Origin of the sequence: Natrinema salifodinae (genome assembly GCF_900110455.1) — an archaeon.
GTDB lineage: Archaea > Halobacteriota > Halobacteria > Halobacteriales > Natrialbaceae > Natrinema > Natrinema salifodinae.
On the sequence record NZ_FOIS01000001.1, the window covers coordinates 337,820 to 351,535 of the forward strand.

Consider the following 13,716-nt stretch of genomic DNA (forward strand, 5'->3'; position numbering starts at 1 on the left):
CTACACCGACGGGGTCGGTTCCGTCGAGTCGGAATCGGTCCGTCGGCGCTTCCGGCCGGGATCGCCGTGCACGCGGCGGATCCAGTCGAACTGCGTGGACATCCACGACTCGATGTCCCCGTTGAAGACGCGCTGGCGGAGCGTGTTCATCCGGCGGCGGCGCTCGTGGGGCGGCATCGAGAGCGCGTGCTCGAGCTGGACCGCGAACCCGTCGGTGTCCGTCGGGTCGATCGTCAGCGCGTGCGACCCGAGTCGTTCGTGGGCGCCGGTCCGGTCGCTCAGCACCAACGTTCCGTCGCCGTCGACGCTCGCGGCGACGTACTCCTGGGCGACCAGGTTCATCCCGTCGACCAGCGGACTCACGACCATCACGTCCGCGCGGCGGTAGAGCGCACAGAGAGCCTCGTTGGGCAACACGTCTTCGGTGTAAACGATCGGCTGCCAGGCGTCGGTCTCGAAGCGGCGGTTGATCCGCTGGACCTCGCTGCGGACGAGTTCGCCGTGTCGCTCGTAGGTCTCGATGTTCGTCCTGGAGGGCGTCGCCTTCTGGACGAAGGTAAACTCGCCGCGCCAGTCCGGGTTCCACTCGAAGAATCGTTCGATCGCCGCCAGGCGCTCCGGAATCCCTTTCGTGTAGTCGAGCCGATCGAGACCAAGCCCGATCGCGGTGTCCTGCGGAATGTCGTACTCCTCGAACAGCGACGAGACCTGCTCGAAGTCGGCCGACCGGGCGACCCGGTCGTACGAATCGGCGTCGACGCCCATCGATGTCGCGACGACGCGGGTCGTCCCCCCGTCGTAGCTGACGGTTCGTTGTGCCCGGTCGACGGTGGCACCGGGGAGGAACCGGTCGACGCAGTCGAGGAACCGATCGGCGTACCGCTCGACGTGGAAGCTGAGCAGGTCGTTGCCGAGCAGGCCTTCGAGGAGATGGCCGCCCGCGGGACAGTGCTGGTAGGTCGTCGGCGACGGCCACGGAATGTGCCAGAAGTGGGCGATCGTCGCGCCAGGCGGCACCGACTCACGGATCATTCGCGGCGCGAGCGCAAGGTGGTAGTCCTGCAGCCAGATCACGGAGTCGTCGGTGGCGTGGTCGGCGACCGCGTCGGTGAACTGCTCGTTGACCGTCCGATACCACTCGAAGTCGTTCGAACGGTCCTCGATCAGGTCCGGGAAGTCGTGACAGAGCGGCCAGAGCACGCGGTTGCTGAAGCCGTAGTAGTAGGAATCGACCGCCTCTTCGGAGAGTTCGAGCCGACGGAGCGTGTACTCCTCGTCCTCGGGCGGGACGGCGACGCAATTGCGCTCGTCCGTGACGTCGAAGTCCGCGTCACCGTCGCCCCAGGCGATCCAGGTGCCGCTGGTTTCCTGCATCACGGGATCGAGACCGGCGGTCAGGCCGCCGGTCGGTTCGTCGACGGAAATCGACGTGTCGGAAGCCGTCTCCGCGTCTGCGTCCGTCGGTGGCTCGTCTTCGTACGCATGACGATACGGTTCCCGGTTCGAGACGACGATCAGCGAACCGGGGCAGTCGGGGCCGTCGGACGCGGCCGCCTCGTCCGTTCGGCCGCGCCCGTCGCCTCGTTGCTGTCGGTTACGTACAGTCGTCGACGACAACCGCTCGGTGTCTCGCATTCGCTGAAATACCACAGTGCCCCGACGGGTTGCTTCGCGGCCTGCGAACGCCGGGGCTCTAATATGTTTCCAGTAGCAATCACGAGATCCAAAGTATTTGGAGGCTGTGACTGTCCAGCTGCCCGGAACGCGATGGCTGCGCGTAATAGCGGACTACGCGAGACCGCGGTGCCGACGATCGGAGGAGCTACTGACCGGACGGGGCGGTGTCGTCGCCGCAACCAAACGTTGATTTCTCGCTCGCACGAACGGTCGCCATGGACTCCCCGTTCGAGCAGCGGATCGCAGCCTGTCGGCGACGGCTCGCGGCGACCGGGGCCGACCTGGTCGTCTGTTTCCCGAGCCCGAACCTCACCTATCTGACCGGGTTCGAGGAGTCGCCGTCGGAACGGCACCTGTTGCTGTTCGTTCCCGAAACCGGCGAGCCGGCCCTCGTCGCGCCGGCGATGTACGAGGCACAGCTGTCCGAACTGCCGATCACGGGCCTGCGACGACGCTACTGGACCGACGCGGAGGACCCGCTCGCCCTCGTCGCCGAGGTAATAGACGACTATCCGCTCGGAACGGATGCGGACGCGGACGGAGACGGGTCGGCGACCGTCCTCGTCGACGACCGCATGTGGGCGACGTTCACCCACGACCTCCGTGAGGTGCTGTCGGCCGCCGTCGACGTCGACCTCGAGTTCGGCCTGGCGAGCGCCGTCCTCGAGCCGCTGCGGATCCGCAAGGACGAGGTTGAACTCGAGACGCTCCGGCGGGCCGCTGACGTCGCCGACCGAGTGGCGCTCGAAATCCGCGAGCGCGGCGACGACCTGATCGGCACGACCGAAGCCGAACTCGCGAGCGAGATCGATCGGCTGCTCGCCGCGGCGGGCGGCGAGGAACCGGCCTTCGAGACGATCGTCGCCGCCGGGCCCAACGGCGCCAGGCCCCACCACCACAGTGGGTCGCGAGAGATTCGGGCCGGCGACCCGATCGTCCTCGACTTCGGTGCCTTCGTTTCGGCCGATGTGGGGGCCGCGGCCGGAACCGCCAGGTACCCGGGCGATCAGACCCGGACGATCGTCGTCGGCGAACCGCCGGCCGGGTACGAGCGCGTTCACGAAATCGTACGAGAGGCCCAGCAGGCCGCGGTCGACGCCGTCGAGCCTGGCGCGACGGCCGGCGAAATCGATCGCGCCGCCAGGTCGGTCATCGAGGACGCCGGCTACGGCGACGCCTTCGTCCACCGGACCGGCCACGGCGTCGGCCTCGAGGTCCACGAGCCGCCGTACATCGCGGACGGCAACGACCGCAAGCTCGAGCCAGGCATGGTCTTCAGCGTCGAGCCGGGAATGTATCTGGAGGGCGAGTTCGGCGTCCGGATCGAGGACCTGGTCGTTGTAACTGAAGACGAGGCCGAACGGCTGAACGACACGCCACGGGGCTGGGAGACCGGCGGCTGATTCGGGACGAACTCGATTCGAACGGAGACGGATCGAGAGACCTGACTCCGAAGACACCGGGTTTCCGGTGAAATGTCGGAGGATTGCCGACTGAGGTGTCCGATCTGACAGGTCAGTCGGATCGCGGAAACGCGGTTCAGAACGCTCCGAGTACTGGTATTGCCGGTTGACGGCGCTCTGGTGACCGGACGGATCACCGTTCCCAGTTATGGATCACCGTTCACAGTCACGGATCGCCGCGCCTGGTCACGGCTCACCGGTTTCGACCAGGACCTTCCGCACTACTTCAGGGTCCTCCAGTAACTGGTGTTCGGTGTAGCTGCCCTCCGCGCTGCCGCCGCTCCGGCGGGTCTGCTCTAAGATGTCGAGGAAGGCGTGTTCCTTCAGGAGATCGCGAACCCGTCGCAGCGAGAGCGGGTCGGAACTCTCCTGGCGACAGATCTCCTCGTAGACATCGTAGATTCTGGTCGTCCGGAACCCGTCCTCGTCGGGCGTGTTGAGCGAGAGCACCGCAAGCGCCTGAAGGACGTACCGTGAGTGGGGCGTCGAACCGCGGATGAGCTCCCGGAAGCGATCAGTCTCGGCCCGCTCGCGGGCCTGGACGACGAACTCCTCGCGGACGGTCTCGCTGCCCTTCGACTGGGCGATCTCGCCGGCGTACCGGAGGATGTCGATCGCCTTCCGCGCGTCGCCGTGTTCGCGTGCGGCCAGGGCGGCGGCGCGGGGGATCACCGACGGCTCGAGAACGCCGTCCTTGAACGCGTCGCTGCGGGCCTCCATGATGTCCCGCAGTTGGGTCGCGTTGTATGGCGGGAAGACGAACTCGCGCTCGCAGAGGCTGGACTTGACGCGCTCGTCCAGTCGGTCCTTGTACTTGATCTTGTTACTGATTCCGATGACACCGATTTTACACGATTCGAGCTTGCCAGCCTCGCCCGCGCGCGAGAGTTGCATGAGGATGTCGTCGTCGTCGAGCTTGTCGACCTCGTCTAAGATGACGAGCACGACGTCGTACTGGGAGTCGAGCACCGTCCAGAGGCGCTTGTAGTACGTCGAGGTGCTGAGCCCCTTGTCGGGAATCTTCACGTCGGTCATCGCCGGCTCGTTTAACGTGTGGGCGATCGTCTGGACGGCCTGGGTCTCCGTGTTGTCCTGCGCGCAGTCGACGTAGGCAAAGGCCGAGGTGATGCCCTCGTCTTCCGCGACGCGAACGAGCCGCTCGGAGATGTACTTCGCACAGAGGGACTTGCCCGTCCCCGTCTTGCCGTAGATGAGGAGATTGCTCGGACTCTGTCCGAAGATTGCGGGGTTGACCGCGTTCGCGAGTTCGGAGATTTCGTCGTCCCGGCCGACGATCCGACCCTCCTCGGGGAGGTGATTGATCTCGAGTAGCTCCTTGTTCTCGAAGATCGGATCGTCGCGAGTGAACAGGTCGTCGCCGGAACTCGACATGAATGGAACACCGTGTTTCCGGTGAAATAGCCTTTCCGTTTGGCGTCGCAGCCGCGTGCGTCGAACCGAGACACCGTCTCGCGGCCGTCAACTGCCGATTCGACGGCGTAGTTCAACTCGAACGGACCGCCTGGTCGGGAGAGCGAGTCGAGAAGCGGCCACGGAGACAGACGTTCACAAATATACACGACCACAGACACACACCGCATTTCCGGTGAAAGGCGGGGAACAGTGGGGGAACGTCCAGTTGAAATGGCGGTTCGATTCACCGGAAACCCGGTGTGGGGACAGTAGCAGAACAGAGCGTCACGAACAGAATTCGGCTCGCGAGACGTTGTGGCCCGTCTGGTCGACCGGTACTCGGTCTCGACTCCCGTCGAGACTTAGAACCTCGATTTACCCAATGGACTGTACTCACATTTACTACTAATATATTCCTATAGAGATGAAGTATGTGGAGTGTCGCCATGGTCGATTCGAGCGGGTGCCGGTCGATCGAGTGTGCTCCCGTCATCCTTCCCGATCAGGAGTTGGTCTTTCGAAACTTCACCGGAAATCCGGTGTGTGGCTCGGTAGTTCGACCGCTCCTTTTCCGCGATCTGTCCTCTTTCACCGGAAACCCGGTGTGGGTGTTCTCGAATCCCACACCGAACCGTAGTTCGACGGCCGATCACATCCCCGATCGGTACGCTACCGGCCGCCGGCTGGTCGGAATCGTCCGTGTCGTTCACCGGAAACACGGTGTGTCTGCACGTCGTCCCTCGCTGAGCCCGATCCGTGACGAATATCCCCTGTCGAGTTCTCCGATCGCCATTCGCGATACACTGGAAATTCGGTGTTTGCGGGCGGAATTCTTTCGGTGGTCTCGGTCGTCGCATCGTTCACCGGAAACGTGGTGTGTCCGCCGGCGGTTCCCGCACAACCGTTCTCCGACGCGCGATATCCGAGGAATCCCATCGATCGGATTTCACCGGAAACCCGGTGTGGCTCCGTCGCACCCGGTCGGTCCGTCGCTCGTCGGCCCGCCTGGCGACGAGAGTGGCGACCGTGACCGGAGTAGTGAGCAAGAATGGGCGATGGAGAACCGCTCTCGGGTGGCATCTGGGCGACCCTCGAGATCACGGTTGCTCCCAACTCAGTAGTAGTAGAGTTCGAGTTCGTGTCCGCAGTTCCGGCACTCGGTTTCCGTGCCAAGGAGACGGTTCGAATCGCTCTCGGCGTGGATTCCGGGGCCCGGCGGGACGGAGGCGTCGATCGTTGCGTCGCACTCGGGACAGCCGATGTCCATATCTGCCTGACCTGTACGAGACATACACCCTGCGTAGTTGATGATCCCCGATAGTTATCGGAGGCGTACGAGAACGGTTGCAGCCGGTTTCGATCGTTCGATCTGTACAGAACGGAATTTACACGCTCTCTAACCGGCTGTGTAGCGCCGTGTATCGGTCGCTCGCCGACGGCCGACCGGAAAGGTTCGATTTTTGAACTGGACGACCCCGGCGCGTGTCGGGTGTTCGACACGCCGTTCAGCTCGGTCGGTTGCTATCCCTCGCCTGGCGCGGGAGCCGATATGGAACGTATCCGGTGTGACAAGTCGCAGTGTGACGAATCAGACCGCGTACGTGACCTCGTCGAACTCGAAGAACGCCGTCTCGTAGCCGTCGTGCCGGGAGACCTGCGGCGGGGAATCGACGGTGACCGTCACGCGGTCGTCGTCCGCGAGGTCCTCAACGACGAGTCCGTAGTGGTGGCCGAACTCGCCGTCGAGCGTCTCCGCGAGCGTTTCCTCTCGGACGATCGAGCCGTCGCGCTCGACGGTGGCGGACAGGGACGTAAACGGGAGGATGATCTCGTTGTAGGGCGTTCTGGGACAGACCGCCAGGTACGACCCGTCGGTATCGGCGTCGGTAAACCGATTCGCGTCCGCGACGAACGTCGCGAATTTCGCGTCGCCGCTGCGGTCGGTGCCGAGGTGTTCGCCGGGGAGGTCCTCGATCGCGGGCTCTCGTCCCATCGGCCGCTGCCCGTGCTCGTCGCCATGTCCGTCACCGCCGTGTCCGGAGCCGTTGTCGTGACCGCCGTCGCCGCCGTCGCCGTGTTCCATCAGCGGGAGCGCATCGCGGCTGCCCCGCCGCTCCTTGTCGATCGTTTCGAACGAGAGGTCGTGGACGGCCGATCGCTCGTACTCGAAGTCGACCTCGAGCGTTCCCATCGACTCCAGGCGTCCCTCGAACGCGCCGGTCCGGTCGACCCGCGAGACGGGGCCGACCTGCACGCGGGCCGTGTACTCGCCCTCGCCGGGGAGGCGGACGTTGTCGCCGTAGTGAAAGCCCATCCGCTGGGAGAGCATCGGCCACGGCGAGGAGATACCGGTGTCGACCATCGATCCGTCCTGTAGAATATCGAGGCGCATGTCCACCGGAAGGACGGTGTGGGTCTCCCGGTCCCAGACGGTGAGCATGAGGTGGAGGCTGTCGTCGGCGTCGACCTCGACGAGTTCCTTGCCCTCGTCGACGGCTTCCACGATCCAGAACCGGTGAGGGAACGTGTACGAGAGCGCGACGCCGTAGTCGCCGTCGGTCGCCGTGCCGTAGGTCCCCATCTCCTCGCGGGAGGCCGGGAGGTAGACGGCGTCGGGGCGGTTCTCAACGAGCGGCGGGTTCGCCCAGGCCGATTCTTCTTCGAAGCCGAGTCGCTCGAGACAGCCGGCGGTGCCGACCGTTCCGGCGGCTCCGACTGCGGCCGTGCCACGGAGGAAACCCCGGCGATTCATCGGTCCGTCCTTGGAACCCGCCGACAAAACGCCTGTTGGTTCACCGATCGAAGGCCGGGCCGCTCTCCGGCGACTCTCCCGTCGAATCGGCCCGCTCCGTCGGTAATCGATCGACGGCTGAACGGCGTCTTCGGTGCTCGAACCAATGAACCTTTGATTGCGGGTTCCTACGAGTTAGACATGGACCGGCGGACCTATCTCGGCTCACTCGGGGCGACAGGACTCGCGAGCGTCGCCGGCTGTCTCGGCGATACCCTCGGCGGCTCTGGCGGGGACGACGGTGACGGAGACACCGATACCGACGATCGCGTCGACGACTCCGATACCGTCCTCGGATTTGCGGACGAGCGCCGCGGCGATCCGTCGTACCCGATCCACGGCGAGGAGTTCCCGTCGTTTTCGATTCAGAACCCGCTCGCGGGCGAATCGGTCTCGCTGGACGATTTCGTCGGCGAGCGCTCGTTCCTGATAACGTACTTCTTCACATCTTGCCCCGACGGCGTGTGTCCGATGTTGCTCCAACACTTCAACCGGGTACAGAAAGACGCCGCCGAGAGCGGGTACGAGGACGATATCGCCCTGCTCGCGGTGACGTTCGACCCCGAGCGTGACACGCCCGACGCTCTCGAAACGTACGGCGCCCAACAGGGGATCGACTACGAGGCCGACAACTGGCACTTCCTCCGGCCGGAGAACAACGACGACGCCCTGACGCTCGTCAACGACACCTTCGGCGTCCCGGTCAAGCAAGTCGAGGACGGCGAGCACGCTGACCACGACTCGTCGGACCACGACCACGGCGAGTACACGTTCACCCACTCGGCCCTCGTCGAACTCGTCAACGACCGCGGGATCGTCGAGCGCGCGTACCCGAGTGCGGCGACCCAGCGCGAGGCGGTTAACACCGAAGTGATCGTCGAGGACACGCGAACGGTCGTGGGGGTGGACGAGTAGCGATGCGCCGACGCGACGTCCTCGCCGGCCTGGGCAGCGCGGGCGTGCTCGCCGGCGCCGGCGCCGTCGCGGCCTTCGGTATTCCCTCCGGGAACGATACGAACCCCAAAGAGGGCGAGGCGGCGAACGAATCCGACGAGTCCGACGACGGCTCCGGCGGTCTCATCGGTCGCCGACACGAGCCCTACGAGATCGAGACGGTCGACGCGCCCGGAAGCGAGGCCGGCACGATACAAGTACCGCCCCCGAACGAGCCGCTGTTCATCGACTTCTTCGGGACCTGGTGCGATCCCTGTATTAAACAGATGGACGCGCTCGGCGCGGCCCACGAGCGAGTCGGCGACCAGATTACCTTCCTCTCCGTGACCCACGAACGGGTCGGCCAGTCGCTCACCGAGGACGAACTCGTCGCCTGGTGGGACGAACACGACGGGCACTGGACGCTCGGCCTCGATCCGACCGTAGAGCTTGGCGCCCGATACTGGGGGACGAGCTATCCGACCGCCGTGGCCATCGACGCGAGCGGCCGCGTCCGGTGGCACGAAACCGGACCGAAGACGGCGGACGAGCTCGTCGCTGGGATTGAACGGGCGCTCGACGGCGAGGACGAGGGCGAGGGAGACGAATCCAACGCGACCGAGGCCGAATAAGAATGGTCGACGCGGTGGAAACTACCTCGATCGTCTTCGCGCTGACCTCCGGCATCGCTACCTTCTTCTCCCCGTGTGCGTACCCGCTCCTGCCCGGCTACGTCGGCTTCTACGTGAGCCAGACCGACGGCGAGCGGGCGTCGCTGGGCGGCGCGCTGAGCCGCGGGCTGTTCGCCGGACTGGGCGTCCTGGTCACGTTCGCCGCCCTGCTCGGCGCCACCTTCATGCTCAGCTACTCGACGCTGTCGACCGTCAAGTGGTTCGAGGTGCTCGCCGGCCTGATCCTGATCGCGTTCGGCCTGGTGACCGCTGCCGGCCGCGCGCCGTCGCTCTCGATCACGCTCCCGAAGCGGCGCTCGAGCGTGCTCGGCTTCGCGATCTTCGGCGTCGGCTACGCGCTGGCCGCGGCCGGCTGCGTCGCGCCGGTGTTCTTCGGCATCGTCACCCGCGCACTGTCGCTGCCGACCGGCGAGGCGACGGTCCTCCTCGGGACGTACGTCGGGAGCATCGTCGCCCTCATGGTCTCGTTGACCGTCGCGACCGGCATGGGCCTGGTCGCCGGTGCCGGCCGGTTCGCGGCCTACTCCGACCCGCTGAAGCGGGTCGCAGGCGCGGTGATGATCGTCGCCGGGATCGGCCAGCTGTACCTCGCGATCGTCGTGCTCGACGCGATCTGACTCGGCGCTGACCCGGAACTGACCCGGCACTGACCCGGGCTCGTCTGCCCGGCAGGCAACGGCAGGTCAGGGATGTATCCCGCCGCCTGTCGAACTCATAGGCGAGCAATGTACCAGGACTTGGTGCTCGCGACGGACGGGAGCGACGCCGCCCGTCGAGCGACCGATCACGCGGTCGAGCTCGCGGCGCAACTCGACGCGACGCTGCACGTGGTGTCGGTCTCGGAGGACGGTCCGCAGGCCGAAGGGCAACAGGACCGCTTACGGAACGATCCGGAAGAGCAAGCGGCCGCGGCCGCCGAGGAGGCCGAAGAGATGGCGGCGGGAGCGGGCGTCGAGACGACGTCGTCGATCCGCCACGGCGTCCCGCAGGAACAGATCGTCGACTTCGCGGAGACGAACCCGGTCGACATGATCGTCGTCGGGACGGCCGGCCGATCCGGCCTCGATCACCTGATCTCGGGCAGCGTCGCCGAGGAGATCGTCCGGAACGCGCCGGTTCCCGTCGTTACGGTCCGGTCGGATACCTGAGCCCGACCCTGAACCCGGCGCGTCCCGCGGCTCGTACTCTCGCGCTACGTGCGGATACGAGTTCGAGACATGCTTCGAGAGCGCGGTGCAGGTGCTATCGTGACCACAACTCGCACTTGTGCCCGAGCGGACCGACGATCAGATCGGCCCGTGAGAGCGAACTGGTCCGTGTAACTGACTGATGAGCGACAGCACCGCAACCGTCGTCGGCGACGCGCTGTGCGTGCTTGTCGTCGGCGACTCGGAATCCGCCGACGACGCGACGGACGCGCTCGCCGCGGGACTCGGCGGCGCCGCAGTGCTCCGGGAGCGAACGGTCGCGGACGCCCTCGATCGACTCGCCGATCGTCGGGTCCACTGTCTCGTCTGTCCGTTCGCGGCCGATCGAACTGCCCCATCCGACGCGACGCTCGAGCGGCTCGCGGCCCGCACCGACGAGCGTCCGATCGTCGCCGTCACCGCCGGCGTCGACGCCGACCGGGCGCTCGAGATCGGCGCGACCGACGTCGTCGATCGCGACGCGTCCCCCGCGGTCGTGGCCGCCCGCGTCAGGAACGCCGCCGAGCGCGAGCACTACCGAACCGCCGCGTCGCGGGCGGACCGTAGCCACCGCTCGATCCTTGAGCACGCCGCGGCGGTCGTCTGGGTCCTCGACGCGGACGGCGAGATCGAGTACGCCAGCCCGGCGGTCGAAGCACAATTCGGGTACACGCCGGCCGAACTCGAGCGAACGTCGCTCCCCGGGCTCGTCCATCCGGACGATCGCGAGACGGCCCGCGACGTCCTCGCGTCCGTCGCCGCGGCCCCGCTCGGGACGAGCGAGCGGGCCACCCTGCGGCTCGGCCGCTCCGACGGCACCTGGCGCGTCGCGGCGCTGACCTGCACGAACCGGCTCGCTGACCCGACGGTCGAAGGGATCGTCGTCACCGTCACCGCCGAGTCGGACGCAGCGTCGACGGCACCAGGCGAATCGGACGGCGTCCGCGCGGCCGCGGATCGGCTCGGAAATCCCTTTTTTGCGCTCGGACAGCGCGACGAGATTCGATACGCCAATCCGGCGGCGATGCGGTTGTTCGCCGGCCCGGGACCCGACGACGATGGAGGATCGAGTACCGTCGACGCGCCCGACGGCCCGGCCGATTTGACCGGTACCGTCGTCTGGGCCCTCCTCCCCGACAGCGTCGCCGAGACGGTCTACGAGCGGGTCCGCGAGGCCCAGACGACCGGCTCCGTCGTCGAGTTCGAGGTGCCGGACCCCGCCGACGGGCGTGCGTCGCCCCTCGCCGTTTCCGTTCATCCTGCCCGCGACGGTGACGACGGTGTGTCCGTCTACGCGCGCGAGCAGCCCACCGACGCGACCTCGCCGGTCCGGGACCGCCTCGATCTCCTCGAATCGGTTGTCGACGCGCTCGACGACGGGGTCGCCGTTCTCGAGGACGACGGGGAGGGCGAAAGCGAGAACGGGGGCGAGACGATCCGCCTGGCCAACCCGGCGCTGCTGGAACTCGCCGACGCGGACGCGCTCGTCGGTCGCGGCCTCGACGCGGTCTTCGACGACGACCTGGCGGCGGCGATCCGCGAGCGCGCCCGATCGCCGGTCGTCCGGTGGATGGACCCTGTCACCGGCGACCTCGTGACCGACGGGGATGCGGGAACCGACGGCGCCGCGCGGATCCCGGTCGACGTCTTCGTGGCTCCGCTGTCCGATCCCGATCGAACGCTCTGCGTGGTCCGCGACAGGCGCGACTCCGCGGCCGCGGCGCTGTCGATCCTCAGCCGGGCCGTCACCGCCCTCCGCGGCGTTGAGACGCCGGCCGCCGTCCGCGAGACCGTCGTCGATGCCGTTCGCGACTACGTCGCTGCGGACGTCGCCGCCTGGTACGTCGCCGACGACCGGCTCCGGCCGGCGGCGGTCACGGTGGCGGACCGAATCGCGGACGGCGAGTCGGGGATCGACCTCCCGTCGATCGATCCCGAGGGCACGCCGCTGGTCGACCCGACGGAGCGCAGCGAGCGCGCAGAACGCGGCGAGCCGACCGTCTACGACGGGGCGGCGCTCGCCGGCGCGCTCGTTCGCGCCGGGCTCCGCGCCGAGCGGGTCCTGGCCGTCCCGATCGGCGAGCGCGGCGTCGTCCTCGCGACCAGCACGGAGCCGATGGCCTTCGAGGGGGTCGATCTCGAGCCGGTCGCGGCGCTGTCGGACGCCGCGACCGGCGCGCTCGACGGCCTCGAGCGCGCCGCCGACCTCCGATCGTGTCGCCGCGATCGATCCCGACTCGCGACCGTCGCCGACCGGACGACCCGACTGTGGGCCGCCGAGCGGTCGTTTTTCGACGCCGACACGCGCGACGCGGTCGAACGACGGCTCTGCGAAGCGGTGCTCTCGTTGTCGCCCCTCGAGTCGGACGCCGAACTCGAACTCGCCTGGTGCGGTCGCGTCGACGACGGCCGCGAGACGATCACCCCGGCCGCGTGGGCCGGCCGCGACGGCGAGTTCCTCGAGTCGCTGTCGGTCCCGCTCGGGGAGACCGACGCGCCGACGGGGATCGCCGCGGCGACCAGTGAGTCTGTCGATATCGCGGATCTCGATGATCTTGCATTCGACGAGCCGGGCCGGCCGGCCGAGGACGACCGAGCCTGGCGCCGGCGCGCGCTCGAGCGCGGGTTCCGCTCCGTCCTGTGCGTCCCGATCGCGTCCGGCGGCGTTCGCCACGGGACGCTCACCGTCTACGCCGACCGGCCGTCGGCGTTCGACGACCGCACCGAGCGCGCCTGCGAGCACCTCGCGGGGATCGCCGGCGCCGCGATCGGGACGATCGAGACGACCCGCGCGCTGCTCGCCGATGGAATCACCGAACTCGAGGTCGCCCTCCGGGACGAGACGGAGCCGCTGTCGGCGATCGCCCGCCGGCTCGGTCGGCGGATCGACGTGCGATCCGTGATCCCCCGGTCGTCCGGCGGCTCGACGGTATTCTGTACGGTCTCCGAGACCGATTCGGACGCGGTTCGCGACGCGATCGAGTCGCTGTCGGCGGTCGAATCGATCGCGAGCGTCAGTCCGACGAACGGCGAGACGGCCCTCGAACTCGTCCTGACCGACGACACCGTCGCGCGGGCGGTCGCGGACGCCGGCGGCGTCCTCCGCTCGCTCGCTCCCGTCGACGATCGGGCCAGGCTCACGATCGAACTCGGAACCCCCGTCGCCGTTCGGTCGTTCGTCCGCGCGCTCGAACGGACGTACCCCGGCACGGAACTGGTTGCGCGCCGGGAACGCGATCGGCCGCTGCGGTCGACCCGCCCGAAACCGTTCGACGACCTGGCGGCTCACCTCTCGGAGCGACAGCGGCGGACGCTCGAGGCGGCCTACTACGGCGGCTTCTTCGAGTGGCCCCGCGAGCGCACCGGCGAGGAAGTCGCTGAGTCGCTGGGTGTCTCCCAGCCGACGTTCAGTCGTCACCTCCGCCTGGCCCAGCGAAAGCTGTTCGCGCTGTTGTTCGATGAGACCCAGGACTGAGTTCGCCCCTCGATCGGTAGCAAGATATTACCGCGAATTACCGCGAGTTTAGCGGGTGATCCGCCGGGTAATTTCGTTTTTCCGC

10 protein-coding genes are annotated in these 13,716 nt (G+C 67.4%); 6 read left to right on the forward strand and 4 right to left on the reverse strand.

The annotated features are described in order from the left end of the window. Positions 1–1,635, reverse strand: a complete 1,635-nt coding sequence (locus tag BMY29_RS01555) for an alpha,alpha-trehalose-phosphate synthase (UDP-forming) (RefSeq protein ID WP_049990368.1) — start codon at positions 1,633–1,635, stop codon at positions 1–3. A gap of 257 nt (positions 1,636–1,892) precedes the next feature. Between BMY29_RS01555 and BMY29_RS01560 the strand changes: the two genes are divergently transcribed. Beyond that, complete coding sequence (locus BMY29_RS01560) at positions 1,893–3,080, forward strand: M24 family metallopeptidase (protein WP_049990369.1); 1,188 nt, start codon at positions 1,893–1,895, stop codon at positions 3,078–3,080. Positions 3,081–3,326: 246 nt separating this feature from the next. Here BMY29_RS01560 and BMY29_RS01565 read toward each other — a convergent pair whose 3' ends face one another. From BMY29_RS01565 to BMY29_RS01570, 3 genes are all read right to left on the reverse strand, one after another. Then, a complete protein-coding gene (locus tag BMY29_RS01565; RefSeq protein WP_049990370.1) occupies positions 3,327–4,532 on the reverse strand; it encodes an orc1/cdc6 family replication initiation protein in 1,206 nt (401 codons plus the stop codon). Positions 4,533–5,667: 1,135 nt separating this feature from the next. Then, positions 5,668–5,844 carry a hypothetical protein gene (locus BMY29_RS20825; RefSeq protein ID WP_160290102.1) on the reverse strand — a complete coding sequence of 59 codons (177 nt, stop codon included), beginning with the start codon at positions 5,842–5,844 and terminating at the stop codon, positions 5,668–5,670. A gap of 297 nt (positions 5,845–6,141) precedes the next feature. Further along, complete coding sequence (locus BMY29_RS01570; protein WP_049990371.1) at positions 6,142–7,305, reverse strand: DUF7350 domain-containing protein; 1,164 nt, start codon at positions 7,303–7,305, stop codon at positions 6,142–6,144. A 180-nt stretch (positions 7,306–7,485) separates the two neighbouring features. On the opposite strand from BMY29_RS01570, the gene BMY29_RS01575 reads away from it, so the two are divergent. The 5 genes from BMY29_RS01575 (at position 7,486) to BMY29_RS01595 (ending at position 13,631) form a co-directional block, all read left to right on the forward strand. After that, positions 7,486–8,259 carry an SCO family protein gene (locus BMY29_RS01575; RefSeq protein WP_049990372.1) on the forward strand — a complete coding sequence of 258 codons (774 nt, stop codon included), beginning with the start codon at positions 7,486–7,488 and terminating at the stop codon, positions 8,257–8,259. Positions 8,260–8,261: 2 nt separating this feature from the next. After that, positions 8,262–8,909, forward strand: coding sequence for a TlpA family protein disulfide reductase (locus BMY29_RS01580; protein ID WP_049990373.1), 648 nt, complete (start codon positions 8,262–8,264; stop codon positions 8,907–8,909). Positions 8,910–8,911: 2 nt separating this feature from the next. Next, complete coding sequence (locus tag BMY29_RS01585) at positions 8,912–9,586, forward strand: cytochrome c biogenesis CcdA family protein (protein ID WP_049990374.1); 675 nt, start codon at positions 8,912–8,914, stop codon at positions 9,584–9,586. A 108-nt stretch (positions 9,587–9,694) separates the two neighbouring features. After that, positions 9,695–10,117, forward strand: coding sequence for a universal stress protein (locus tag BMY29_RS01590; protein WP_049990375.1), 423 nt, complete (start codon positions 9,695–9,697; stop codon positions 10,115–10,117). Positions 10,118–10,298: 181 nt separating this feature from the next. Then, entirely contained in the window at positions 10,299–13,631 is a 3,333-nt protein-coding gene (locus BMY29_RS01595; protein ID WP_049990376.1) for a bacterio-opsin activator domain-containing protein, read from the forward strand. Positions 13,632–13,716: the final 85 nt, after the last annotated feature.

Excerpts from the sequence above, each read along its gene's own strand:
- BMY29_RS01555 (WP_049990368.1), bottom strand. The coding sequence starts at position 1,635 with ATGCGAGACACCGAGCGGTTGTCGTCGACGACTGTACGTAACCGACAG.
- BMY29_RS01595 (WP_049990376.1), top strand. The coding sequence starts at position 10,299 with ATGAGCGACAGCACCGCAACCGTCGTCGGCGACGCGCTGTGCGTGCTT.
- BMY29_RS01560 (WP_049990369.1), top strand. The coding sequence starts at position 1,893 with ATGGACTCCCCGTTCGAGCAGCGGATCGCAGCCTGTCGGCGACGGCTC.
- BMY29_RS01565 (WP_049990370.1), bottom strand. The coding sequence starts at position 4,532 with ATGTCGAGTTCCGGCGACGACCTGTTCACTCGCGACGATCCGATCTTC.
- BMY29_RS01570 (WP_049990371.1), bottom strand. The coding sequence starts at position 7,305 with ATGAATCGCCGGGGTTTCCTCCGTGGCACGGCCGCAGTCGGAGCCGCC.
- BMY29_RS01585 (WP_049990374.1), top strand. The coding sequence starts at position 8,912 with ATGGTCGACGCGGTGGAAACTACCTCGATCGTCTTCGCGCTGACCTCC.
- BMY29_RS01575 (WP_049990372.1), top strand. The coding sequence starts at position 7,486 with ATGGACCGGCGGACCTATCTCGGCTCACTCGGGGCGACAGGACTCGCG.
- BMY29_RS20825 (WP_160290102.1), bottom strand. The coding sequence starts at position 5,844 with ATGTCTCGTACAGGTCAGGCAGATATGGACATCGGCTGTCCCGAGTGC.
- BMY29_RS01590 (WP_049990375.1), top strand. The coding sequence starts at position 9,695 with ATGTACCAGGACTTGGTGCTCGCGACGGACGGGAGCGACGCCGCCCGT.
- BMY29_RS01580 (WP_049990373.1), top strand. The coding sequence starts at position 8,262 with ATGCGCCGACGCGACGTCCTCGCCGGCCTGGGCAGCGCGGGCGTGCTC.